Raw genomic sequence first — 24,359 nt, 5'->3', positions numbered from 1 at the left:
GGACGAACCATTGGCGTTCGAAGTGCTTTCCGCCACGTCTATTTTCCCTCTTCATCAGCCGCAGAACCGGCCTCAGGTTTCGCATTTATCTCTGCAGCGGTACGCATCATCACGCGCACCCCCGCAATCAGCCCCAGCAGAACGAAGATGATCATGAAGATCGGCAGCGTTCCCAACAGGACATCAAGCCCGTAGCCGATCCCGAAACCGATCCCCAGCCCCGACACCAGCTCTATGACCATGCGCCAGGCAAGCTCGGATTGCGCGACACCGCCGCGCGGTGCGTCCTCGGCCTGCCCAGACGCCTGCTTGGAGACTTTCGCAAGCCGGTCTTCGAGCGCTTTCAAACGTTCGGGATCAGGCTCGTTGCTCATCTCTCAGGCCCTTGGTCGTGTTAAGGCTGTGATAGACGTCACGGCGCAGTGAGTCAACGCTGTTGGCGCCATCAAGAAACTTTCTCAACCCATTGCTTTCTTTGTTTTTTCATCCTTTCGGCAAAGCGGAATGGCTGCGACAATATGACCGCATCGGTGAATTGGCTCAAAATGCAAATTCAACCCATCGGTTGACCATTGTTGAAAAAGCTCAATAAGGTAGCGCATGACCGCGCCCGCACCGACCCATCTCGACACGATCTTTGCCGCCCTCGCTGACCCGACACGGCGCGAGATCCTGCGCATGCTTCTGGAAGACGATATGGCGGTGACCGATGTCGCCAGCCCGTTCGACATCTCGCTGGCCGCGATCTCGAAACATCTCGCGATCCTCAGTCAGGCAGGGCTTATCAGTCAGGAGAAGCGCGGTCGGGTGAAATGGTGCAAGCTCGAACCCACCTCCATGAGCGAGGCGATCATCTGGATCCAGAGTTTCGGCCAGTTTCAGGCGATAGATCTTGATGCGTTCGAGCGGTTTGTGGAAAGCGAACTCCGGCTTCCCGAAGAGTAAGAGAAAAGACGACGGGGCCGGAATCTTCGTTCCAGCCCCCCCCTGCCCTGTCTTGCCTGACGGCATTACAGCCCGTGCGTGCCACAATACCGGTTGCGGGCCGGTGACACCCATCCCGAGGGCGGCGCTTCGGGGGTGAAGATTTCGACCTTGAGCGGATAGCAGGCGGCAGTGTCCGAGCTATGCTCGGCAGAGCAATCTCCACCGGGACAGGCCGACAGCGCGCCGACAAGGTCGATCTCGGCGAAGATATCCATGTAATCGCCCGGCCGGACAGGGCTCGCTTTCATGAAATACTGCCCCGTGTCGCGGGTAAAACCGGTGCACATGAAGATATTGAACACATCATGCACATGCCGCTCGGCCTCCGTCAGCGCCATGCCTGTCTCTTGCACCAATGCGCGTGTCAGGTTGGAATGGCAGCAATGATGATACTGCGCCCCGTCACTGAGCAAAGCATGGGTATAGGGGTCGCAACGGGTGCCGATCACATCATGGACCGAACCGCCATCGGCATCGATCCCGTACCAGTCAAGGCTGTCATCCACGATCGTGGCCATCGGGCGCAGCGTCGGAAAGGATGACCAGAACCGGTCGCCGGTCGAAAGATGGGTGCCATGCAGCGCGCGGGTCTTTCCCGAGTAGAAGCGTTCGGAGAAATCTGCCGACCACAGGTTGAGATCCCCGACCTGCGGCCCCTCCACCGAAGAAATCCGGAAGAACTGCCCCGCCTTTACATGGAAGCAGCGCCCGTCACGCGGGGGCACAATCACTTCGTCACTCTTCGTGGCCCCTGCCCGTGCCGCGCGATAGGCGGCAAGATCCGGTTTGGGCAGGGTCTCCACCGGATAGCAGATCACCGGCGCGATGGATTTGCGAGCCGCCGCATCTTGGGGCGCGGCATGCTCGGGGGTAGCTAACTTCATGAAGACCTCTCCTAAAACGACAAAACCCCGGCCAATCCAACCGGGGTTTTCATCTGCCCTAAGACCGGAGGTCAGGCGGTATAGTAGCCATACATCTCATCAAGAACAGCGATGTTTGCCGGCTTCTCCTCAATATCCTTCCGGGCCGATGCCTCCACCCGCGAACTGGGCACATAATAGGCAAGAGCGTCTTCATGCTTCAGAGCGGACTCGGCCGTTTCGGGGAATTTGACGATTTGATTCATGGAACTCTCCAGTGTTTCCGAGTTCCTCCCTGCACGCCTACATAAAGCTTTTATGACGTCTGGCTATGGGCACAACCGCAAGGCTTACATGCATTCGCTGCAATGCAATATGCAAAACGTGCCTTTAAAATGCCAACGCCCCCGACAAAGCGGGGGCGGGACAACAGCATGGAGATACGGATCAGACCGCGCGTTCGACCATCATCTGCTTGATCGCGGCAATGGATTTCGCCGGATTGAGACCTTTCGGGCAGGTCTTGGTGCAGTTCATGATGGTGTGGCAGCGATAGAGCTTGAAGGGGTCTTCCAGCGCATCCAGACGCTCGCCGGTGGCCTCATCGCGCGAGTCGATGATCCAGCGGTAGGCGTGCAGCAGGGCTGCCGGACCCAAGTAGCGGTCCGAGTTCCACCAGTAGCTGGGGCAGGAGGTCGAGCAGGACGCGCACATAACGCATTCATACAGACCATCCAGCTTCTTGCGGTCTTCGATGGACTGCTTCCACTCTTTTTCCGGACGGTTGGTCTTGGTTTCCAGCCACGGCATGATCGACGCGTGCTGCGCATAGAAATGCGTCAGATCGGGGATCAGGTCTTTCACCACCGGCATGTGCGGCAGCGGGTAGATCTTGACCACATCGGTCTTGATCTCGTCGAGACCGAAGATGCAGGCCAGCGTGTTATGGCCGTCGATATTCATCGCGCAGGACCCGCAGATCCCTTCGCGGCACGAGCGGCGGAAGGTCAGCGTGGGGTCGATCTCGTTCTTGATCTTGATCAGCGCGTCCAGAACCATCGGGCCGCATTTCGCCAGATCGACGAAATAGGTGTCGACCCGCGGGTTCTCACCATCTTCCGGCTCCCAGCGATAGATCTGGAATTTGCGGACGTTTTTGCCTTCCGGCTTCGGCCAGGTCTTGCCGACCCGGATCTTCGAATTCTTGGGTAGGGAAAACTGAACCATGTTTCTACCTCCGATCATGTGTGGACGAGGGGCGCCGCTGCGTATCTGGCTTCGTCGCGAAGCCCCTCGGATAAATCTCGCAACCGTGCCCGGACCTCCCGGGCAGCGGATCACCTGTCATAAAGCGGTGTTTGTGGCAGTTGGCCGGAATACTGATACACGCAATTCTTATAAACCTCGCTCGGGTCGCGGAACGTGTCCGTAGAAATCCCGAGTTTGACATCATAAGCCGTTGCCGGTTTTCCGTCCCGCACGCCCAATCCCACAGAACCGGAGATCGGACGCGCCTCTTGCACACGCGTAAGGCAGATTTTCTCTGCCTGAGCGACCGGAACCTTCGCGCATCCCAGCAGCGCAAGTGCGCTACCAAGAGCCAGCCCCAGCCGCCCCCGCATCAGTAGACCCGCTTCTTCGGCTTGATCTTGGCCAGATCGATGCCGCCATCCTCGAATTTGGTCAGCGGGTCGATATGGACAGGGCGATAGGTCAGGTCGACATTCGCCCCTTCCACACGCATGATCGAGTGCTTGCGCCAGTTGACGTCGTCGCGATCCGGATAATCCTCATGGGCATGGGCACCGCGCGATTCCTTGCGGGCCTCTGCACCAACGATGGTCGCCATCGCGTTCGGCATCAGGTTGGTCAGCTCGAGGCTTTCCATCAGATCCGAGTTCCACACCAGCGAACGGTCGGTCACGGACAGATCGTCGATCTTGGAGGCCACGGCCTTCATCTTCTCGACGCCCTCTGCCAGCGTCTTGTCGGTACGGAACACGGCCGCATCGGCTTGCATCGTGCGCTGCATTTCCAGACGCAGTTCTGCCGTCGGCGTACCGCCTTTGGCATAGCGGATCGCGTCGAACCGCGCGAAGGCCGCATCGACCGCCTTGTAGTTCATCGCGGGGTTGGGCGCGTTCGGGTCGAGGATCTCGCCCGCTTTCAGCGCCGCCGCACGACCGAACACCACGAGGTCGATCAGCGAGTTCGAGCCAAGACGGTTGGCACCATGCACCGAGGCACAGCCCGCCTCGCCCACAGCCATCAGGCCGGGAACGATGGCATCGGGGTTGTCTGCGGTCGGGTTGATGACCTCGCCCCAATAGTTGGTCGGGATACCGCCCATATTGTAGTGCACCGTCGGCAGAACCGGAATCGGCTCTTTGGTCACATCGACGCCCGCAAAGATCTTCGCGGATTCCGAGATGCCCGGCAGACGCTCGTGCAGTGCTTCCGGCGGAAGGTGCGAGAGGTTCAGGAAGATGTGGTCTTTATGCTCGCCCACACCGCGACCTTCGCGGATTTCCATCGTCATGCAGCGCGAGACCACGTCACGGGACGCAAGGTCCTTATAGGTCGGTGCATAACGCTCCATGAAGCGCTCGCCTTCGGAGTTGGTCAGGTAACCACCCTCGCCGCGCGCGCCTTCGGTGATCAGGCAGCCCGAGCCATAGATGCCGGTCGGGTGGAACTGAACGAATTCCATATCCTGCAGCGCCAGACCCGCACGGGCCACCATGCCGCCACCGTCGCCGGTGCAGGTATGGGCCGAAGTGGCCGAGAAATAGGCGCGGCCATAGCCACCGGTCGCCAGAACGACGGTTTTCGCCGAGAACAGGTGGAAGGTGCCGTCATCCAGTTTCCAGCACAGCACGCCCACACAGGACTTGCCGTCTTCCGACATGATCAGGTCGATGGCGAAATATTCGATGTAGAACTCGGCGTTGTTCTTCAGCGACTGGCCATAGAGCGTGTGCAGGATCGCGTGACCGGTGCGGTCAGCGGCGGCACAGGTCCGTTGCACGGGCGGGCCTTCACCGAATTCGGTGGTGTGGCCGCCGAAGGGACGCTGGTAGATCTTGCCCTCTTCGGTGCGCGAGAACGGCACGCCGTAATGTTCAAGCTCGTAGACGGCCTTGGGGGCCTCACGCGCGAGATATTCCATCGCGTCGGTATCACCCAGCCAGTCGGACCCCTTCACGGTGTCGTAAAGGTGCCACTGCCAGTTATCGGGGCCCATATTGGCCAGCGAGGCGGCGATACCGCCCTGTGCTGCCACCGTATGCGAACGGGTCGGGAAAACCTTGGTGACACAAGCGGTGCGCAGACCCTGTTCCGCCATGCCCAGCGTCGCGCGCAGACCGGCGCCACCGGCACCGACCACCACGACGTCATATTTATGCGTCTCGTATTCGTAAGCTGAAGCCATATCAGATCTTCCTAATCGGAGTCTTGCGCTTAGAGCGCAATTTTGACGAGAGAGAACAGACCGGCCACGATCAGGATATTCGCCAGAGCCGAGGTCGCTACAATCGCCATTTTTTCGCAAGTGCCGTGCATGTAGTCCTCGATTGCCTCATGGACCTCATGTTTGACGTGGTTGATGATCACGGTCATCGTCAGACCGACGACGATCGCTGCAACCGGATTTTTGAAGAAGGCAATGACTTCTTCGTAGCTGCCGCCATAGACGGCGCCAAAGGTAAAGATGAACACCGGAACCGCGATGACCATCAGGATCGAGCTGACGATCATCTTCCAGTGATGCTGCGTGCCGCCGCCCGAAGCCCCGAGACCTACGGCGCGCTTACGATCGGTAAGATATCTCATAGCCACCCTCCTCAGAGCACGATGATAGTGAAGAGCATCAGGACAGTGGCCCCGATGAACATGCCGCGGCCCATGGTCTCGGAGCTTTTGATGTCGAGCGCATAGCCGAAATCCCAGATCACGTGACGCAGGCGGCCAAGCATATGGTACCAAAGCGCCCAGACGGCGCAGATCATCAGCAGGTCACCGATAAAGCTGCGCAGCAGGCCGTCCATAACGGCGAAGGCACCCGCCGAGGTGGCAGCCGTCAACAGCCAGAGCACGATCAGCACCGCAAAGCCGAAGGTGGCGATGCCGGTGATGCGGACGGTGATGGATGAGATCGAGGTCATCTGCGGGCGGTAATACTGCCCGATCATGAAGGGGGAAAGGGGTCTCTCAACCCGTTTCGTTTCTGCCATAGTGGGTCCCTCTGTCGCTTGGCCCCGAAATTCGCGCGGCAAAAGACGATCGGCTATTGCTACGGGCGCCGCGGGGCTGGCCGGAATAATGTCTGGCACATGCATAGGACGATCTGTCGCAGGTGTCACGCGCCACGACTAGAAAATTTGTGCTGTTTCACTCAAAAGAGATACGAAAATTTCATTTGTGATCACATGAATTCGCAGCGTGATCACATTTTCAGCGCTAACAATTCATGAGTGTTTTTGTCAGTTTATAAAAACACATTCAGAGAGTCGCGGCTGTATTCGGGGCGATTATTCCACGGAAAATGCCCGCGAAGAGGCATCGCGGGCATCGAAATACGGACGAGGCGGCGCTTAGCGGCGCAGCGGCAGGCCGTTCTTGTCTTTCATCGAACCGACCACAAGGCGGACGAAATCGATCAGCGACCAGATGCCCAGACCACCAAGGGTCAGCAGCATCAGAATGCCGGTGCCGATCTTGCCAAGATAGAAACGGTGCACGCCCAGCGAACCAAGGAAGAAGCACAGAAGCACGGCAGGCACAAAGCCCTTGGTCGATTCCGCCATAGCGGTGGTTTGCGGCTCGATCGGGGTCGCGGTCATGGAAATCTCCAATATGAGGGAAGGTCAAACAGGTGTTGATGCAAGGCAGACCAGCCGCCCCTGTCCATCCCGCTCCTGTTCCGTGATCAGCTTGTAGAACACGATGATCGTGTGCAGCACATCCGCCAGCAAAAACAGAAGGGCCAACGGATTGTCATGCAGGAACAATGCGATGGTGACGACAAACAGGGCGAAGTCGACCAACCCGTGCAAGATATTTCCCAAATAGAAGTGATGGACACCCATCACACCGAAGATGCCGCATAGGCAAACCGCAGTTCCGTAGGATTTAGGAGATCGCGTGGCACTCATTACAGGTCTCAAAACGGGTCGCAACAATGTGAGCCGTTTGCGTTACCTTGGCCGCGCGATCAACCCCTAAAAACACTTTCCTATTTCCGAATGCATTGAAATTCAATGCATTACGATCACATCGGGCACAACGCCCAGTAGTCCAGATCCAACAGGACATCGGGCAGATATTTGCCATCCTCGCCGCGCAGGGCAAAGGGGGAGGCTGTCGCCTTCACTGCCACCAGACGCAACCGCAACGCCCCCACTCCGGGTGCGGAAGTTTCAGCCTTATCAATCACTTCCGACCATGCTTTGACAGTATCCCCCGAGAAGCACGGATTGGCATGCGCGCCGCCATTGAGCGCCACGATCATCTGCGCATTGGCCAGACCGTTGAACGACAAGGCCCGCGCCATAGAGATGATATGGCCGCCATAGATCAACCTCTGGCCGTCAGGGCGGAAGGTCGCATCGAAATGCACTTTGGCGGTATTTTGCCAAAGGCGGGTCGCCAGCATATGTTCGGCCTCCTCAATCGTGACGCCATCCACATGGTCGATCTTCTCGCCGATCTCGTAATCGCCCCAGCGATGCGGCTCGCCCGCAAGGTCGAAATCATAGCCCGTGAAGTCCAGCCCCTCGGGCAGCACCAGATCTGCCGGATCCACCACCGTCTTCAGATCGGGCAGCACGGTCTCGGGCGCGGGCGCATCGGGATTGCCTTTGCGCACCATCACCCAGCGCACATAGTCCATAACCGTCTCGTCACGCTGGTTCAGACCGCGGGTGCGGACATAGACCACACCGGATTTGCCGTTGGAATTCTGCTTGAGCCCGATCACCTCGGATTCAGCGCGCAGCGTATCACCCGGATAGACCGGAAGATGCCAGCGCCCCTCGGCATAGCCCAGATTGGCCACGGCATTCAGCGACACATCCGGCACCGTCTTGCCAAAGACCACATGGAACGTCGCCAGATCATCGATGGGCGAGGCAGGCAGGCCACAGGACCGCGCGAACGCATCGGAGGAATACAGCGCCCCACGCGCCGGATAAAGCGCATGATACAGCGCCCTCTCCCCTCCCGATACGGTGCGGGGCACGGCATGTTTCAGCACCTGCCCCACTGTGTAATCCTCGAAGAACCGGCCCGAATTCGTCTTGGCCATGCCCGCACTCCTCCCGTTTCAGGGGCGCGTTACAGCTGCCCCAGTTTCAGATCGGGCGAATAGTCGCCCTCGACAATTTTCGTCACCGCCTGCCCGCAGCGCATCACGCCCTTGGCCGCATCAAACGCATATTGCGGATCGCCCTGCAGCACCCATCCCTTGGACAGCGCCTCGGTGACCTTGTGGCAGAATTCGCTCGTGTCATCTGCCGTGAGAAAACGATAAGCTTTCATGTCCCGCTCCTTTAGCCGAAAACCGGATAGCCAAAGGCATAGTGCACAAGCGCGATTGCGCCATATACAATAACAGTGCCAAGGATCGCGAAGATCTCCATCTTGGCACCTTTGCCTTTGGGCCGGACCCACGCCGTGCGGCTGATCAGCACCATCTCGACAAGCGCCCAGATGCCGATGCCGCCAAAGAGCACGAAGCTGGGCGTGTCGCCATTGACCAGCAGGTGGGCCACAGCCCACAGGACCACGCCCAGCAGCATCGGATGGCGGTAGACCTGCGCGATCTTGGTCTTCATCCCCGCCGCCGCAAAGAGATAGACGGCAACCAGCATCAACAGGTTGTTGATCCCCGTCACGGCAGGACTGCGCCCCCAGAAAAACGCCCCGTCGGCGTTGCGATAGCCGATGACCATCAGCACAAGCGACAGGACCAGTAGCCCCGAAACCATCGCCCGCCCCTGCGGACCCATCTTCGCGCGCGCTTCGGGCGCCAGCCGTTTGAACAAATGCGCCAGTGCCCAGATAACGACACCGAGGATAAGAAGGATCATTGGCTTACTCCGCTTGGCTTAAATCCGTGCGGAGATCGCCTCTGCTTTTGCAAGGATCTGCCGCGCTGTCACGATATGCAGATTTTCAACGATCTTACCATCGACAACCGCAACGCCCTGCCCGTTGGCCTGCGCCTCGTCAAAGGCCGCAATCTGGCGTCGGGCGAGATCGATCTCGGCCTCGGAGGGCGCGAAGGCGGCATTGGCAACCGCAAGCTGCGCGGGGTGGATCAGGGTCTTGCCGTCAAAGCCCATATCACGGCCCTGATCACATTCAGCCCGCAGCCCCTCTTCGTCCTTGAAGGCATTATACACCCCGTCGACGATAATCTTGCCATAGGCCTTGGCGGCCAGCAGGCACAGGCCAAGCCCCGGCAGCATCGGCAGACGGTCGGCACGGAAACGCGAACCAAGCTCTTTGGCCAGATCATTGGTACCCATGACCATGCCCTGCAAGCGCGGATGGGCGGCAATGGCCTGCGCGTTCAGCATCCCAAGCGAGGTTTCCATCATCGCCCAAAGCGGCACTTCCGCCACCAGATCGGCAACTGCGTCCAGATCGGCAGGTGTATTCACTTTGGGGATCAGGATCGCATCGATCTTCGCGCCCTCGCGCAGGGCCCGCGCCATGCTCAGCACGTCTTCACGGCCCCAATCAGTGTCCAGCCCGTTCACCCGGACGATCCGCGCACGATTGCCATAATCGGCTGTTTTCAAAGCCGAAACCAGAATATCCCGCGCATTGACCTTTTCATCAATCGCCACGGCATCCTCGAGATCGAAGATGATCGCGTCACATTCAAGACCCGTCGCTTTTTCAAGCGCCCGCTCTTTCGACCCCGGAATATAAAGCACCGAGCGATAAGGCTGTGCCGACATGATTCTCCTCCCATCCTTCGATGTGGAATAAAAGATCACAAAAAGAAAACAAATTGCAACATAATTTCTGCCGCGACGCAGAATATTCCTTTTATGCGCGGCAGCCCGGTTTCTTTCTGCGCCGTTAACCTTCTTTTCGCGAGTTGGGCGCAGTTTAGTGCGCAGGACATATCACAACCAATGGGCGATTCATGCAAAAGAAGCTTTTTGCCCTCTCTCTGGGCTTCCTCGCGCTTATCCTTGCCGCACAAAACCTGCGGGCCGAGACAAATGCCTGTGGCAAACGGGCCGATATCGTTGTCGAACTTGCCAACCGCTATCAGGAAACACGCCGCAGTACCGGCATTGCCGCCAATAATACATTGATGGAACTCTTCGCGGCAGAGAGCGGATCATGGACGCTGCTTGCGACCACCCCCAATGGAACAAGTTGCCTGATCGCTTCGGGGCTGAACTATAAGTCCGCGTCCCAAAAGGTTGAAACCTCCGACACATACAGACCCAAAAAAGAGATCTAGTGGCCCAGAAAAACGGGTTTTTTGCGCCAAGGGCTACGGCGGCTGTCACGGATAAGTGATTGTAGTCACTCAGGTTCCCTGCTGGCGAGGCCGTACACCACGGCATACATAACACGCTTAAGCTGCAGGAAACCGTGCGCTGCTCTTGCCTAAAGCTTAAAAACCCCCTACCCATCACCCGTCACTTATATCCATCCCACGACGGAGGAATTCATGGCCCGACCCAAGATTGCGCTTATCGGCGCAGGTCAGATCGGTGGTACTCTCGCCCATCTTGCAGCCCTCAAAGAACTTGGCGACGTCGTCCTGTTCGACATTTCCGAAGGCACCCCGCAGGGGAAAGCCTTGGACATCGCCGAATCCGGCCCGTCCGAAGGCTTTGACGCCACGCTGAAAGGCACCACGGACTATGCCGATATCGCAGGTGCAGATGTCTGCATCGTGACGGCCGGCGTGCCGCGCAAACCCGGCATGAGCCGCGATGACCTTCTGGGCATCAACCTCAAAGTCATGAAATCGGTCGGCGAAGGCATCAAGCAATATGCCCCGAACGCATTCGTGATCTGCATCACCAACCCGCTCGACGCGATGGTCTGGGCGCTTCAGAAATTCTCCGGCCTGCCCGCCGAGAAAGTCTGCGGCATGGCAGGCGTGCTGGATTCGGCCCGCTTCCGCCACTTCCTCGCGACCGAGTTCAACGTCTCCATGAAAGACGTCACCGCTTTCGTTCTGGGCGGCCACGGCGACACCATGGTGCCGCTGGCACGTTACTCGACCGTTGCCGGCATCCCGCTGCCCGACCTCGTCGAGATGGGCTGGACCACGCAAGAGAAGCTTGACGCGATCATCCAGCGCACCCGTGACGGTGGCGCCGAGATCGTTGGCCTGCTGAAAACCGGCTCGGCCTTCTATGCTCCGGCGACTTCGGCGATCGAGATGGCGGAAGCCTATCTCAAGGACCAGAAGCGCGTTCTGCCCTGTGCGGCCTATGTCAAAGGCGCGCTTGGCCTTGACGGCATGTATGTCGGCGTGCCGACCGTGATCGGTGCTGGCGGCATCGAGCGTGTTGTCGACATCAAGATGAACAAAGACGAGCAAGCCATGTTCGACAAATCGGTCGACGCGGTGAACGGTCTGGTCGAGGCCTGCAAAGGTATCGACAGCTCGCTGGCCTGAGCCATAGCGATGTTTCACGTGAAAGGCGCGGCTTCGGCTGCGCCTTTTGCATTCTGCCTTCGCCCCGACCTTTGCGCTAACCGGTAAAGGCTTCGGCCAGAAAAGCCTGCGCATCAAAGCCCAGCCTCTCTTTTGCCTTGGCCACCAATGCCTCTTCATGCTCCAGCAGCAAACGGTCAAAGCCCGCAGGCGAGAAATCAAGCTCGGGAAACAGGGCCTGCGCATGCGACAGGACAGGGCAGGCAACGCGCTCGGCCAGATCGCGCTGCACCAGAGCTACCTCTTCCGCCTCGGTCATCCCTTGCACCGCAAACCAGTGATCCCACAATGCCTGCGGATCCCGCGCCAGACGCGCCGCCTCCTCGAATTGCGCCACCCTCGGCGCCGCATAGGGCACCGGCGCGCCAGAAACCTGCGTCAGCGCGCGGCGCATCATTTTAAGGATATAATGCAAAGGGGTAAGCCCGTCGAAATGCATCAGGCGCGCGTTATAGGAGGGCCGGTAAGGCAGGGTGACCGTCCCGCCCGGTGCGTCCCAATGCTCGGTCGGATGGTGCACCCCCAGCACATAGCCCTGCCCCGCGCGCATACAGGCCTTACCCGCGATATGCCCCGAGACGCCACGGTTGAGAAACCGCGCGCGCGGACCGTAGAACGCCGCCCCCTCTTCGGCAAACGCATCCCAGCGCTTGCGGAAGACCCCCTGAAAGATATCGCCCCCTGTGACGCCCGGAACAAAGGTCCGCTCCAACACTTCCAGCCGTAGCCACGCCTTCTCGCGGGTCTTTTCCAGTTCCCATGACAAGGGGCGTTCAAGATGGACGAATTCATCGGCATCACAATGGATTATCCAGTCCATCGCAGTTTCATTCGCGATCCGTGTCGCATGATATTTCTGCCGTGCCTGATGGCGGTTCGGGCGCCGCGCCTTCCAGTGCAGCGCCCAGCCGTCCTCGCCTGAACGATGGACGAAACACCCCGAGACGCCGCGCAAAAGCGCCTCGGTCGGCGGGTCGGGACGATCGAAGACCACATGCACCTCCCCTGCCCCGATGGCCACGTGATGGGCGACCCAAGCCGCCATCAGGGGGGCGGGCTCGTCCATCAAGCCGACCACAGCCCATTGCGGATGATCCGGCGCGCGGTTCGACATTGTCATTGGCACATCACTTTCCCCTGTCACGATCAGGCTTCGAAGATTCGACCCATTTTGCCCAAGCGAAAGTTGAATCGCTAACAGAATCTTGCTTGTGATCACACCCGATAAGGCTGTGATCACAAAAGACGGATTTCCGCTCACATCTGAGCGCGCAGGGCAATTTGAGCTTGTCAGCCTGCGACAATCTGTACCAGTCTGCCGCAAATCGCACCAGCATGGGACGGAGATCATGAACATTCATGAATATCAGGCGAAGCAGCTCCTCAAGAGCTACGGCTGCCCGGTTTCGGAGGGTCGCGCGGTTCTGAAGGCAGAGGAGGCCAAGACCGCAGCAAGCGAACTCGACGGACCGCTTTGGGTTGTGAAGGCACAAATCCACGCCGGTGGCCGTGGTAAAGGCCATTTCAAAGAGCCGGAAGCCGGCGAAAAGGGCGGCGTGCGCCTGGCCAAATCGGTGGAAGAAGCCGAAGCGATGGCCAAGCAGATGCTGGGCAAGACGCTGGTGACGCACCAGACCGGCCCCGCAGGCAAGCAGGTCAACCGCATTTATATCGAAGACGGTTCGGACATTGACCGCGAACTGTATCTGGCGCTTCTGGTAGACCGCCAGTCGAGCCGCGTGTCGATCGTATGCTCGACCGAAGGCGGTATGGATATCGAGGAAGTCGCCGCAGCGACCCCCGAAAAAATCCTGTCGTTCTCGATCGATCCGGCGGCGGGCTACCAAGCCTATCACGGGCGCCGTGTGGCCTTCGCGCTGGGTCTCGAAGGGGGTCAGGTCAAACAGATGGTCGGCCTTCTGGCCAAGCTCTACCAAGCCTTCATCGAGAAGGACATGGAGCAGCTCGAGATCAACCCGCTGATCGTCATGCCCGATGGCAACCTCAAGGTGCTGGACGCCAAAGTCGGCTTTGACGGCAACGCGCTTTACCGTCACCACGACATCCAGGCCCTGCGCGACGAGACCGAGGAAGATTCCAAGGAACTCGAAGCGTCGAAATACGACCTGAACTACATCGCGCTCGACGGCGAAATCGGCTGCATGGTGAACGGCGCGGGTCTGGCGATGGCCACTATGGACATCATCAAGCTCTATGGCGCAGAGCCTGCGAACTTCCTTGATGTGGGCGGCGGCGCGACCAAGGAAAAGGTCACCGAGGCCTTCAAGATCATCACCTCCGACAAGAACGTCAAAGGCATTCTGGTCAACATCTTCGGCGGCATCATGCGCTGCGACATCATCGCGGAAGGCGTTCTGGCCGCCGTGAAAGAAGTCGGCCTGCAGGTTCCGCTGGTTGTCCGCCTTGAAGGCACCAATGTCGAAAAAGGCAAGGAAATCATTGCGACTTCCGGCCTGAACGTGATTGCCGCAGACAACCTGTCGGACGGCGCAGAGAAAATCGTGAAAGCGGTGAAAGGCTAAGATCATGGCAGTTCTCGTCAACGAAAACACCAAAGTCATCTGTCAGGGCTTCACCGGCTCGCAGGGGACCTTCCACTCGGAACAGGCCATCGCTTACGGCACCAAGATGGTTGGCGGCGTGACCCCCGGCAAAGGCGGCCAGAAGCATCTGGACCTGCCGGTGTTCAACTCGGTCCATGAAGCCAAGCATGTCACCGAAGCGAATGCGACCGTGATCTATGTTCCCCCGCCCTTCGCGGCCGACTCGATCCTTGAAGCGATCGACGCGGAAATGGAACTGATCGTCTGCATCACCGAGGGCATTCCGGTGCTCGACATGATGAAGGTCAAGCGCGCGCTGATCGACAGCAAATCGCGCCTGATCGGGCCGAACTGCCCGGGCGTCATCACCCCCGACGCCTGCAAAATCGGCATCATGCCCGGCCATATCCACAAGCGTGGCTCGGTCGGCGTTGTGTCGCGTTCGGGCACCCTGACCTATGAGGCCGTCAAACAGACGACCGATATGGGTCTGGGCCAGTCCTCGGCTGTGGGCATCGGCGGCGACCCGATCAAAGGCACCGAGCATATCGATGTGCTCGACATGTTCCTTGACGATCCGGAAACCCAGTCGATCATCATGATCGGTGAGATCGGTGGTTCGGCGGAAGAAGAAGCCGCAGAATTCCTCGCCGAGCAGAAGAAAAAAGGCCGTTGGAAACCGGTTGCGGGCTTCATCGCAGGCCGCACGGCCCCTCCGGGCCGCCGCATGGGCCACGCAGGCGCAATCGTCGCTGGCGGCAAAGGCGATGCGGAATCGAAGATCGAAGCCATGAAATCGGCAGGGATCGTCGTGGCAGACAGCCCCGCAACGCTGGGCGAAGCCGTGATGAAAGCCATCAAGGGCTAAGGACTTGACTACCGGTGCCCGCGCAGGTGATTTGCGCGGGCCCTCGGCGCCGATTGGGTGCCGCTCGGCAGAGCTGAGCAGAGATGGCTTCTCTGTTTTGCCCTTCCGAGGTCGCTTTCGAAAACGTCAGCCCGATAAAAGGTCGGGTAGAGGACGGAATGATGAAAAGACGGATTGCAGACTTGCTTAAAAACACCCGGACCGCGCCTGGTCAGGGTGGCCTTTCTGCTTTGGGCCACGCGATCATTCCGCATGCTTCGGTATCAGGGAGTTTTTCTCTTAACTCTATGCAGTTTTCCGCGCGCGGAGCGACAGCTCTTGATAATGCGGAAACTTTCTCTCCGACTTACTCTGCAAATGGCGTCCGCATGGCACGCGCAAACATGCCGCGAAGAAGGGCTTTCAACATGAACACCACGAAGACAACCAGTTTCTTCCGTCTGGGCAAAGCCGCTTTGCTGGGGGCTTGCGCGGTCGGGCTGACGGCCTGTGGTCCGGGTAACTATTGGGGGAGCGGAAAAATTCACGAGCAGGCCGACACCGCCGGTTCGGAAATTCAAGATCAGATGGTGAAAGCCGCCCCCGGCCCAATCACCACAGGGCCTATTGTCGGTCGCAGCAAGGTTCCGGCGGGCACCACCCCGACCGGTGACACAGGCTATGCGGTGGCCAACAGCGCCCGCACCAACGGGACAATCGTCAACGGACAGGCAGCTCGGTGCACGAGCGCCAATGACTGGTCCAAATACTCTGACGGCTGTGCACATGCCGCGGGCTTGTCTGCGGCGAGCCAGCCCTACATCTCGCCTTACAGCAAGTAAGGCCCAACTTCGTATCACGGTCCGCGACACGCGCGGGCCGCTCCAAACCCATCCACCTGAACAGGTGACCATATGAACGACGAATCTCCAAACAGCCAATTCCAGGCATCCAGCTTCCTTCAGGGGGGCAATGCCGAATATGTCGAGCAGCTCTATGCCCGTTTTGCCAATGATCCGACCTCGGTCGACGCGGCATGGGCAGAGTTCTTCCGCACCCTGCATGACGATGAAACCAGCGTCAAAAAATCGGCCTCCGGTCCCAGCTGGGAACGCCGTGACTGGCCGGCTTCGGCGCCGAGCGAGATCATGGGGGCCCTGACCGGCGAATGGCCCGTGGCCGAAGCCAAGGATGCAGGCAAGAAAATCGGCAAGAAAGCCGAAGAAAAAGGTGTCAAGCTGGACGAGGGCGCGATCCAGCGCGCCGTTCTGGATTCCGTGCGCGCGCTGATGCTGATCCGCGCCTACCGGATCCGTGGCCACCTTGCCGCAGATCTCGACCCGCTGAAAATGCATGACGATGTTCCGCATCCGGAACTCGACCCCAAATCCTACGGCTTCACCGATGCCGATATGGACCGCCCGATCTTCCTTGATAAGGTGCTGGGGCTGGAAATCGCCTCGATGCGCCAGATCATGGAGATCGTGAAGCGCACCTATTGCGGCACCTTCGCGCTGCAATACATGCATATCTCGGACCCCGAGCAATCGGCATGGCTGAAAGAGCGTATCGAAGGCTATGACAAAGAGATCACCTTCACCCGTGAAGGCCGCCGCGCGATCCTGAACAAGCTGGTCGAGGCCGAGGGCTTCGAGAAGTTCCTGCATGTGAAATACATGGGCACCAAGCGCTTCGGTCTGGACGGTGGCGAGGCTCTGATCCCCGCGATGGAGCAGATCATCAAGCGCGGTGGTAACCTCGGTCTGAAAGAGATCGTCATCGGCATGCCGCACCGCGGCCGCCTGTCGGTGCTGTCGAACGTGATGATGAAGCCCTATCGCGCCATCTTCAACGAATTCCAGGGCGGCTCGTTCAAGCCGGAAGACGTCGATGGCTCGGGCGATGTGAAATATCACCTTGGCGCATCTTCGGACCGCGAGTTCGATGGCAATAAGGTCCACCTTTCGCTGACCGCGAACCCCTCGCACCTTGAAGCCGTGAACCCCGTTGTTCTGGGCAAGGTCCGTGCGAAGCAGGACCAGCTCAACGATAGCGAGCGCCGCGAGGTTCTGTCGATCCTGCTGCACGGCGATGCGGCCTTTGCGGGCCAGGGCGTTGTGGCGGAATGTCTGCAGCTGTCAGGCATCCGTGGTCACCGCACCGGCGGCACGATCCATATCGTGGTGAACAACCAGATCGGCTTCACCACCGCGCCGCATTTCTCGCGGACCTCGCCCTACCCGACCGATATCGCCCTGATGGTGGAAGCGCCGATCTTCCACGTCAACGGCGATGATCCGGAAGCCGTTGTGCATGCCGCGAAAGTGGCGACCGAGTTCCGCCAGAAGTTCCTCAAGGACGTCGTTCTGGACATCTTCTGCTACCGCCGCTTCGGTCACAACGAAGGCGACGAGCCGATGTTCACCAACCCCGCGATGTATACCAACATCAAGGGTCACAAGACGACGCTGCAGCTTTACACCGAGCGTCTGGTGAAAGACGGCCTGATCCCCGAGGGCGAGATCGAGGATATGAAAGCCGCCTTCCAGGCGCATCTGAACGAAGAGTTCGAATCGGGCAAGACCTTCAAGCCGAACAAGGCTGACTGGCTTGATGGCCGCTGGAAGAACATGGAGCGCGAGGGTCAGGTCTATGACGCGGGTTCCACCGCGATCTCGGAAGAGACCTATAACGAAGTCGGCAAGGCGCTGGTAAGCGCGCCCGACGATTTCAACATGCACAAGACCGTGGCGCGTCTGCTGGACAACAAGACCCAGATGTTCGAGACCGGCAAGGGCTTTGACTGGGCAACCGGCGAGGCACTGGCGTTCGGCTCGCTGCTGTCGGAAGGCTATCCGGTGCGTCTGGCCGGTCAGGATTCGACCCGCGGCACCTTCAGCCAACGTCACTCGGCCTTCATCGACCAGAAAACCGAAGAGCGTTATTACCCGCTCAATCACATCAAAGCAGGCCAGTCCCGCTACGAGGTGATCGACTCGGCGCTGTCCGAATATGCGGTTCTGGGCTTTGAATATGGCTACTCGCTGGCAGAGCCGAATGCGCTAACCCTGTGGGAAGCCCAGTTCGGTGACTTCGCCAACGGCGCGCAGATCATGTTCGACCAGTTCATCTCCTCGGGCGAACGCAAATGGCTGCGGATGTCCGGTCTGGTGATGCTCTTGCCGCATGGCTTCGAAGGCCAGGGCCCCGAGCACTCCTCGGCGCGTCTGGAACGCTTCTTGCAGATGTGCGCGGAAGACAACTGGATCGTCGCGAACTGCTCCACGCCCGCAAACTACTTCCACATCCTGCGCCGCCAGATCCACCGGAATTTCCGTAAACCGCTGGTTCTGATGACGCCGAAATCGCTGCTTCGCCATCCGAAAGCGATCTCGACCAAGGAAGATTTCATCACCGGTTCCTTCTTCCACCGCGTCCTGTGGGACGATGCGGAAAAAGGCAATTCCGATATGAAGCTCAAACCCGATGCCGATATCAAACGCGTCGTGATGTGTTCGGGCAAGGTCTATTACGACCTGCTGGCCGAACGCGATGCGCGCGGTCTTGATGATGTCTATCTGCTGCGTGTCGAGCAGTTCTACCCGTTCCCCGCGAATTCGCTGACGAACGAGCTGAGCCGCTTCAAAGGCGCAGAGATGGTCTGGTGTCAGGAAGAACCGAAGAACCAGGGCGCCTGGTCCTTCATCGAACCGAACCTGGAATGGGTCCTGTCGAAACTCGACGCCAAACATTCCCGCGCCCGCTATGCAGGCCGTGCCGCTTCCGCTTCGCCCGCAACGGGTCTGGCGAAATCGCACAAGGCCGAGCAGGACGCGCTCGTCAATGATGCACTGGAGGGATAATCCATGAGTACCGAAGTTCGCGTCCCCACGCTGGGCGAATCTGTGACCGAGGCCACTGTCGCCACTTGGTTCAAGAAGCCGGGTGACGCGGTTGCCCAAGACGAAATGCTGTGCGAGCTGGAAACCGACAAAGTGACCGTCGAAGTTCCGGCCCCCGCGGCAGGCACGCTGGGCGAGATCGTGGCCGCAGAAGGCACCACCGTGGGTGTGGATGCGCTTCTGGCCATGATCACCGAGGGCGGCGCAGCCGCAGCCACCGCTCCCAAAGCCGAGGCCCCTGCGGCAGCGGCTCCGGCAGCGGGTGGCTCCGAAGGCAAAGCCGTGGATGTGATGGTTCCGTCGCTGGGCGAGTCGGTATCCGAAGCCACTGTTTCGACCTGGTTCAAGAAACCCGGCGATGTGGTCGCACAGGACGAAATGCTGTGCGAGCTGGAAACCGATAAGGTTTCGGTCGAGGTTCCGGCCCCCGCTGCGGGTGTTCTGTCGGAAATCGTGGCCGCAGAAGGCACCACGGTGGACGCATCGGCCAAGCTGGCCGTGATCATGGCAGGCGCATCGGCAGGCTCCGTTGCAGCGGCTCCGGCCCCCGCAGCCGCACCGGCAGAAGCGGCCTCGGGCGCAGGCGTGAAAAACGCGCCTTCGGCGGAAAAAGCGATGGCGGAAAAGGGCATCAACCCCGCTTCGGTCACCGGCACCGGCCGCGATGGTCGCATCATGAAAGAAGATGTGGCCAAAGCGGGTTCGGCCCCTGCTCCGGCAGTGGCGGCAGCCCCCGTGCAGATGCCGCGCGGCACCGCAAATGCCGATGACGCAGCCCGCGAAGAGCGCGTGAAGATGACCCGTCTGCGGGCCACCATCGCCAAGCGCCTGAAAGACAGCCAGAACACCGCCGCCATGCTGACCACCTATAACGAGGTGGACATGACGGAAGTGATGGCGCTGCGTAACCAGTACAAAGACATGTTCGAGAAGAAACATGGCGTACGTCTGGGCTTCATGTCCTTCTTTACCAAAGCGTGCTGCCACGCTCTGAAAGAAGTGCCGGAAGTGAACGCAGAGATCGACGGCAACGAGATCGTCTACAAGAACTACGTCCATATGGGCGTGGCCGCTGGCACCCCGCAGGGTCTGGTCGTTCCGGTGATCCGCGACGCCGACAGCATGTCCTTTGCCGATATCGAGAAAGCGATCTCGGAAAAAGGCAAGCGCGCGCGTGACGGCAAGCTGTCGATGGCAGAGATGCAGGGCGGTACCTTCACCATCTCGAACGGTGGTGTCTATGGCTCGCTGATGTCCTCGCCGATCCTGAACCCGCCGCAATCGGGTATCCTCGGGATGCACAAGATCCAGGACCGTCCGATGGTCATCAATGGCAAGATCGAGATCCGTCCGATGATGTATCTCGCGCTGTCCTATGACCACCGTATCGTTGACGGCAAAGGGGCTGTGACCTTCCTCGTGCGCGTGAAAGAAGCGCTGGAAGATCCGCGCCGCCTGCTGATGGATCTGTAATCCGATATGTGGCGCCCTGTCACGGGGCGCCACACCCCTGCACCCCCTACAGGTGCGTTTCGAGGCAAGACTGATGCAACTGGCACGATGGATGATCTGGGCGGAGATTGCGCTTCGGGCGTTCTATTTCCCGGCTCTCACCGCGTTCCTTGCGATGGGGCGGGCCGAGGCAACCGATATGATCATTCTGGTTGTCGACCTTGCTCTGCTGCTCTGTCTCCAGTTTTCTCTGCGCGCGCCGCAACGTCCGGTCTGGCTGTTTGCCCTTGCCCTCTGCGCGCTGCATTACCTGCATGCCATTTCAGGCGGGCTGAGCCTTGGAAATTTCTGGCCGCTGCTGGACGGCATTCTGGCCGCAATCGCAGGATTTTCGCTTGCGCTGCGTAAACCGGAAGGGGTTCTGGCATGACCCCCGAACTCTACGCCCTTGCCGCAACCGTGCTGATACATCTGGCGGCCGTGCTGTGGTCACAAAGATCCCTCGAGGCCGATATCGGCAAAGAGGGGAATCTGGGCACCCGTGAAAATCTCGAGGCGCGGCTGTCGGAAAAAACCCTGCGCCTGCGCCGTGCATTGTCGAACCATACCGAGAATATCGGGCCGTTTGTCATTGCGGTGGTCATGGTGCAGTTCACCTGCACGAATGGCTGGCTGAGCGCGCTTTGCGCCTGGGTCTATGTGGCTGCGCGGGCGCTCTATCTTCCGGCCTATGCTTTCGGCTGGGTGCCGTGGCGCTCTGTGATTTTCTTGGCGGGTCTTGCGGCCACGCTTGTTATGATCCTGTCGGCAATCCTCTGAGGCTCCCATGATCGAATTCACCACCCCCGAACTTAGCGCGCTCGGTCTGGCCGTGCTGCTGCATATCGCCCTGATGGTGCTGTTTGCGGTGCGCGCCAATCTGGAACTGCCGCGCGGCTATGCGCTCAGCCCGCGTGACACCCCTCCGGCCAAGCCGCTTTCGGTGGTGACCGCCCGCCTCCAGCGCGCGATGAACAACTCCTTTGAAAGCCTCATCCTGTTCACGCCTGCGGTGCTTCTGGTGGTACTGACACGGCAGACGGGCCCCCTGACAACCACGCTTTGCGGCATCTTTCTTGTCGCAAGGTTCGCCTTTATCCCCGCCTATGCACTGGGCTGGACGCCGTGGCGTTCGCTGTTCTGGGGGATCGGGCTTCTTGCAACTCTGGCCGTGCTTTTGATCGGCCTGATCTGAAACGAGGGCGGGGCTATCCCTGCCCGACTGATATAATCCGCACCTGACAGATAGGAGCAAAAAATGGCTGAATTTGATGTGATCGTGATTGGCGGCGGCCCGGGTGGCTATGTCTGCGCTATCCGCTGTGCCCAACTGGGGCTGAAAACCGCCTGTGTCGAAGGCCGCGAGACGCTGGGCGGCACCTGCCTCAATGTGGGCTGCATCCCCTCCAAGGCGCTCTTGCATGCGACCCACGAGCTGCATGAAGCCGAACATAACTTCGCCAAGATGGGCCTGAAGGGCAAAACGCCTTCGGTCGATTGGGACCAGATGAAGGCCTATAAGCAAGAGGTCGTCGACGGCAATACCAAGGGTATCGAGTTCCTGTTCAAGAAGAACAAGGTCACTTGGCTCAAAGGCTGGGGCTCGATCCCTGCCGCCGGTCAGGTCAAGGTCGGTGATGAGGTTCACACCGCCAAAAACATCGTGATCGCTTCGGGGTCGGTGCCGTCCTCGCTGCCGGGGATCGAGATCGACGAAGAGACCGTTGTGTCCTCCACCGGCGCGCTGTCGCTGAAAAAAATCCCGAAATCGCTCGTTGTGATCGGTGCAGGCGTTATCGGTCTGGAAATGGGCTCGGTCTATGCGCGTCTGGGCGCCAAGGTGACCGTGGTCGAATTCCTCGACGTGATCACCCCCACGATGGATGGCGAGGTGTCCAAGCAGTTCCAGAAGATCCTTGCCAAGCAGGGCATGGAGTTCGTCCTCGGCGCGGCTGTGCAATCGGTCGAGACCAAGGGCGGCAAGGCCAAGGTCACCTACAAGCTGCGCAAGGATGACAGCGAGGTCACCATCGACGCGGATACCGTTCTCGTGGCCACCGGCCGCAAGCCCTATACCGATGGTCTGGGTCTGGCGGAAATCGGCGTCGAGATGGAACAGCGCGGCCAGATCAAGACCGATGCCCATTGGCAGACCACTGTCAAAGGCGTCTATGCGATCGGCGATGCGATCATCGGCCCGATGCTGGCCCACAAGGCCGAAGACGAGGGCATGGCCGTTGCCGAGGTCATCGCGGGCAAGCATGGCCATGTCAATTATGGCGTCATCCCCGGTGTGATCTACACCACCCCCGAGGTGGCATCGGTCGGCAAAACCGAGGAAGAGCTGAAGAAAGACGGCGTGAAATACAAGGTTGGCAAATTCCCCTTCATGGGCAATGCGCGCGCCAAGGCCGTCTTCCAGGCGGATGGTTTCGCCAAGCTGATCGTGGATGAGAACGACCGCATTCTCGGGGCGCATATCATCGGCCCGGGCGCAGGCGACCTGATCCACGAAGTCTGTGTGGCGATGGAATTCGGCGCCTCTGCCGAAGATCTGGCCCTGACCTGCCACGCGCACCCGACCTTCTCGGAAGCGGTCCGTGAGGCGGCTCTGGCCTGTGGTGACGGCGCAATCCACGCCTGATCGGGCTTCGAGCGCAACAGGAAGGGCAGCTTTCGGGCTGCCCTTTTTCATGCCGGACGGCCATGTGAACCGCGCCGGAACACAGGCCGCAGACACAATAAAAAGGGCGCAGCCAATAGCCGCGCCCTTTTATCAGAACAGTCTGGTTACAGACTTAGTTGTCGTCGTCATCCGAGCTGACATCCGCAATATCGTCGAGCGAGACATTATCGTCATCATCCTCGTCGAGCAGATCATCATCCAGATCGACATCACCTGCATCATCATCCAGATCATCATCGCCGAGATCATCGACATCCAGATCGGCTTGTTTGTTACCGGTTTTGTCCGCCACCAGAACGTGACCTCGCCCGCTCGAAACGCTTTCCAGCGTGAAACTGTTCGAGCAGACCGGGCAGATCATCGGGTCGCGGTTCAGATCGTAAAACCGGCTCTGACAATGCGGACAGAGGCGCTTGACGCCCCATTCCTCTTTGGGCATGGAATTCTCCTGGCTACGCTCTGAGAGAAAGAGTCGACGCCAACTGCCACAATGACCGGGGCGTGTCAAAGCTTTTTCGAGTTTTTCGCCGAATGAGATGAAGAGGTTGCATCACAATCATGGCCTTATCGTCGAAAATGCGCTTTGCAGGGACAGCACCTGCCAAGGCCGAACAGCGCTTCGTCACGCTGCGCGACCTGCCTGATGTGCAGATCAAGCTTCACAACAATGCCCGCGCACGGCGTTACGGGCTGCGCGTGTCGCGCAGCGGTGGTGCCGTGACCCTGACCATTCCCGCGCGTGGCACCGAGAAAGACGCGCTGGAATTCGCGCTCGCCCATCAGGACTGGCTGCGCGAAGCCGTGGCCCGTCTGCCGCCCGTGACGCGCATCCGCTACGGTGCCTCGATCCTTTATGAAGGCACAGAGGTGCAGCTTGTCCCCGGTCAGGGCCGCCTGCCCGTCCAAGAGGGCCAGATGCTGTTTGTTCCCGGCCCCGAAGATCGCATGGCCCGCAAGCTTGAGAGCTTCCTCAAGCACCATGCGCGGCGCAGGCTACAGGTGGCCACCGAGCAATATGCCGCACAGATCGGGCAGAGCTTCAGCGCCATCACCCTGCGCGATACCCGCTCGCGCTGGGGGTCGTGCAGTTCCAAAGGCGCACTCAGCTATAGCTGGCGCTTGATCATGGCGCCTCCCGAGGTGCTGGACTATGTCGCCGCGCATGAAGTGGCCCATCTGGTCGAAATGAACCATTCGCCAGCATTCTGGGCCATCGTCGAAAAGCTGCGCCCTGACTGGCGGGCGGAACGGCGCTGGCTCCGCGATGAGGGTGGGCGCCTGCATGCGACCCATTTCCGCGATTGACCTTGCCCGCA

General features: G+C 59.6%; 29 protein-coding genes. 13 read left to right on the top strand and 16 right to left on the bottom strand.

Translation table 11 applies throughout. The features are described 5' to 3' along the window. Positions 1–38 precede the first annotated feature (38 nt). Positions 39–374, bottom strand: coding sequence for an AtpZ/AtpI family protein (locus AC2ISB_RS01285; RefSeq protein ID WP_339109045.1), 336 nt, complete (start codon positions 372–374; stop codon positions 39–41). Positions 375–600: 226 nt separating this feature from the next. On the opposite strand from AC2ISB_RS01285, the gene AC2ISB_RS01280 reads away from it, so the two are divergent. Beyond that, positions 601–945, top strand: coding sequence for an ArsR/SmtB family transcription factor (locus AC2ISB_RS01280; protein ID WP_339109044.1), 345 nt, complete (start codon positions 601–603; stop codon positions 943–945). A 65-nt stretch (positions 946–1,010) separates the two neighbouring features. Here the strand turns inward: AC2ISB_RS01280 and AC2ISB_RS01275 are convergent, their stop codons facing one another. The 13 genes from AC2ISB_RS01275 to AC2ISB_RS01215 form a co-directional block, all read right to left on the bottom strand. Further along, positions 1,011–1,871 carry an urea carboxylase-associated family protein gene (locus AC2ISB_RS01275; protein ID WP_406720273.1) on the bottom strand — a complete coding sequence of 287 codons (861 nt, stop codon included), beginning with the start codon at positions 1,869–1,871 and terminating at the stop codon, positions 1,011–1,013. Positions 1,872–1,942: 71 nt separating this feature from the next. Continuing rightward, positions 1,943–2,116: a hypothetical protein gene (locus tag AC2ISB_RS01270; RefSeq protein WP_339109042.1), complete on the bottom strand. Its 174-nt coding sequence runs from the start codon at positions 2,114–2,116 to the stop codon at positions 1,943–1,945. Between the two features lie 181 nt (positions 2,117–2,297). Further along, on the bottom strand, positions 2,298–3,077 hold the full coding sequence (locus AC2ISB_RS01265; protein ID WP_339109041.1) for a succinate dehydrogenase iron-sulfur subunit: 780 nt from the start codon (positions 3,075–3,077) through the stop codon (positions 2,298–2,300). A gap of 110 nt (positions 3,078–3,187) precedes the next feature. Continuing rightward, entirely contained in the window at positions 3,188–3,472 is a 285-nt protein-coding gene (locus AC2ISB_RS01260) for a hypothetical protein (RefSeq protein ID WP_339109040.1), read from the bottom strand. Beyond that, positions 3,472–5,283, bottom strand: a complete 1,812-nt coding sequence (gene sdhA, locus AC2ISB_RS01255; RefSeq protein WP_486575669.1) for a succinate dehydrogenase flavoprotein subunit — start codon at positions 5,281–5,283, stop codon at positions 3,472–3,474. The genes AC2ISB_RS01260 and sdhA overlap by 1 nt, the downstream gene beginning before the upstream one ends. Before the next feature lie 29 nt (positions 5,284–5,312). After that, positions 5,313–5,684 (bottom strand): succinate dehydrogenase, hydrophobic membrane anchor protein, encoded by a 372-nt coding sequence (gene sdhD / locus AC2ISB_RS01250; RefSeq protein ID WP_339109038.1) that lies wholly within the window; start codon positions 5,682–5,684, stop codon positions 5,313–5,315. A gap of 11 nt (positions 5,685–5,695) precedes the next feature. Beyond that, the gene (sdhC, locus tag AC2ISB_RS01245; protein ID WP_339109037.1) at positions 5,696–6,085 is read right to left on the bottom strand and encodes a succinate dehydrogenase, cytochrome b556 subunit; all 390 of its coding nucleotides are present in this window, start codon (positions 6,083–6,085) and stop codon (positions 5,696–5,698) included. Positions 6,086–6,445: 360 nt separating this feature from the next. Beyond that, positions 6,446–6,694: a TM2 domain-containing protein gene (locus AC2ISB_RS01240; protein WP_406720272.1), complete on the bottom strand. Its 249-nt coding sequence runs from the start codon at positions 6,692–6,694 to the stop codon at positions 6,446–6,448. A gap of 24 nt (positions 6,695–6,718) precedes the next feature. Further along, positions 6,719–7,006 carry an NINE protein gene (locus tag AC2ISB_RS01235; RefSeq protein WP_339109035.1) on the bottom strand — a complete coding sequence of 96 codons (288 nt, stop codon included), beginning with the start codon at positions 7,004–7,006 and terminating at the stop codon, positions 6,719–6,721. 116 nt (positions 7,007–7,122) lie between these two features. Then, positions 7,123–8,157, bottom strand: coding sequence for a MaoC family dehydratase (locus tag AC2ISB_RS01230; protein WP_339109034.1), 1,035 nt, complete (start codon positions 8,155–8,157; stop codon positions 7,123–7,125). Between the two features lie 29 nt (positions 8,158–8,186). Next, the gene (locus AC2ISB_RS01225; RefSeq protein ID WP_339109033.1) at positions 8,187–8,390 is read right to left on the bottom strand and encodes a DUF1737 domain-containing protein; all 204 of its coding nucleotides are present in this window, start codon (positions 8,388–8,390) and stop codon (positions 8,187–8,189) included. A gap of 11 nt (positions 8,391–8,401) precedes the next feature. After that, a complete protein-coding gene (locus AC2ISB_RS01220; protein ID WP_486575666.1) occupies positions 8,402–8,941 on the bottom strand; it encodes an NnrU family protein in 540 nt (179 codons plus the stop codon). Between the two features lie 18 nt (positions 8,942–8,959). Then, positions 8,960–9,820 (bottom strand): HpcH/HpaI aldolase/citrate lyase family protein, encoded by an 861-nt coding sequence (locus AC2ISB_RS01215; RefSeq protein ID WP_339109031.1) that lies wholly within the window; start codon positions 9,818–9,820, stop codon positions 8,960–8,962. A 191-nt stretch (positions 9,821–10,011) separates the two neighbouring features. Between AC2ISB_RS01215 and AC2ISB_RS01210 the strand changes: the two genes are divergently transcribed. Both AC2ISB_RS01210 and mdh read left to right on the top strand, forming a co-directional pair. Further along, positions 10,012–10,338: a hypothetical protein gene (locus AC2ISB_RS01210; protein WP_486575664.1), complete on the top strand. Its 327-nt coding sequence runs from the start codon at positions 10,012–10,014 to the stop codon at positions 10,336–10,338. 213 nt (positions 10,339–10,551) lie between these two features. Further along, positions 10,552–11,514, top strand: a complete 963-nt coding sequence (mdh, locus tag AC2ISB_RS01205) for a malate dehydrogenase (RefSeq protein ID WP_339109029.1) — start codon at positions 10,552–10,554, stop codon at positions 11,512–11,514. Between the two features lie 76 nt (positions 11,515–11,590). Here mdh and AC2ISB_RS01200 read toward each other — a convergent pair whose 3' ends face one another. After that, the gene (locus AC2ISB_RS01200; protein WP_486575663.1) at positions 11,591–12,673 is read right to left on the bottom strand and encodes a glycosyltransferase family 2 protein; all 1,083 of its coding nucleotides are present in this window, start codon (positions 12,671–12,673) and stop codon (positions 11,591–11,593) included. Between the two features lie 229 nt (positions 12,674–12,902). Here AC2ISB_RS01200 and sucC point away from each other — a divergent pair, with 229 nt between their 5' ends. The 9 genes from sucC to lpdA all read left to right on the top strand — a co-directional run bounded on the left by sucC (position 12,903) and on the right by lpdA (position 23,001). Next, a complete protein-coding gene (gene sucC, locus AC2ISB_RS01195; protein ID WP_339109027.1) occupies positions 12,903–14,096 on the top strand; it encodes an ADP-forming succinate--CoA ligase subunit beta in 1,194 nt (397 codons plus the stop codon). 4 nt (positions 14,097–14,100) lie between these two features. After that, positions 14,101–14,985: a succinate--CoA ligase subunit alpha gene (sucD, locus tag AC2ISB_RS01190; RefSeq protein WP_339109026.1), complete on the top strand. Its 885-nt coding sequence runs from the start codon at positions 14,101–14,103 to the stop codon at positions 14,983–14,985. A gap of 83 nt (positions 14,986–15,068) precedes the next feature. Beyond that, positions 15,069–15,806 (top strand): hypothetical protein, encoded by a 738-nt coding sequence (locus tag AC2ISB_RS01185; RefSeq protein ID WP_406735638.1) that lies wholly within the window; start codon positions 15,069–15,071, stop codon positions 15,804–15,806. A gap of 72 nt (positions 15,807–15,878) precedes the next feature. Then, positions 15,879–18,827, top strand: a complete 2,949-nt coding sequence (locus AC2ISB_RS01180; RefSeq protein WP_339109024.1) for a 2-oxoglutarate dehydrogenase E1 component — start codon at positions 15,879–15,881, stop codon at positions 18,825–18,827. Positions 18,828–18,830: 3 nt separating this feature from the next. Next, positions 18,831–20,339: a 2-oxoglutarate dehydrogenase complex dihydrolipoyllysine-residue succinyltransferase gene (gene odhB, locus AC2ISB_RS01175; RefSeq protein ID WP_339109023.1), complete on the top strand. Its 1,509-nt coding sequence runs from the start codon at positions 18,831–18,833 to the stop codon at positions 20,337–20,339. Between the two features lie 73 nt (positions 20,340–20,412). Then, positions 20,413–20,748, top strand: coding sequence for a hypothetical protein (locus tag AC2ISB_RS01170; protein WP_486575660.1), 336 nt, complete (start codon positions 20,413–20,415; stop codon positions 20,746–20,748). Further along, the gene (locus tag AC2ISB_RS01165) at positions 20,745–21,137 is read left to right on the top strand and encodes an MAPEG family protein (RefSeq protein ID WP_486575658.1); all 393 of its coding nucleotides are present in this window, start codon (positions 20,745–20,747) and stop codon (positions 21,135–21,137) included. Before AC2ISB_RS01170 ends, AC2ISB_RS01165 begins: the two co-directional genes overlap by 4 nt. A 7-nt stretch (positions 21,138–21,144) precedes the next feature. Further along, positions 21,145–21,552, top strand: a complete 408-nt coding sequence (locus tag AC2ISB_RS01160; RefSeq protein ID WP_339109020.1) for an MAPEG family protein — start codon at positions 21,145–21,147, stop codon at positions 21,550–21,552. Between the two features lie 63 nt (positions 21,553–21,615). Further along, the gene (lpdA, locus tag AC2ISB_RS01155; protein WP_406720267.1) at positions 21,616–23,001 is read left to right on the top strand and encodes a dihydrolipoyl dehydrogenase; all 1,386 of its coding nucleotides are present in this window, start codon (positions 21,616–21,618) and stop codon (positions 22,999–23,001) included. Positions 23,002–23,155: 154 nt separating this feature from the next. Here the strand turns inward: lpdA and AC2ISB_RS01150 are convergent, their stop codons facing one another. After that, complete coding sequence (locus AC2ISB_RS01150; protein ID WP_339109018.1) at positions 23,156–23,482, bottom strand: FYDLN acid domain-containing protein; 327 nt, start codon at positions 23,480–23,482, stop codon at positions 23,156–23,158. A 119-nt stretch (positions 23,483–23,601) separates the two neighbouring features. Here AC2ISB_RS01150 and AC2ISB_RS01145 point away from each other — a divergent pair, with 119 nt between their 5' ends. After that, positions 23,602–24,348 carry a M48 family metallopeptidase gene (locus AC2ISB_RS01145; RefSeq protein WP_486575655.1) on the top strand — a complete coding sequence of 249 codons (747 nt, stop codon included), beginning with the start codon at positions 23,602–23,604 and terminating at the stop codon, positions 24,346–24,348. Positions 24,349–24,359: the final 11 nt, after the last annotated feature.

This window comes from Thioclava sp. NS-SX20 (genome assembly GCF_057380695.1).
The sequence above is the reverse complement of the archived record's forward strand: the minus strand, read 5'-3'. Positions and strand labels throughout refer to the sequence as shown.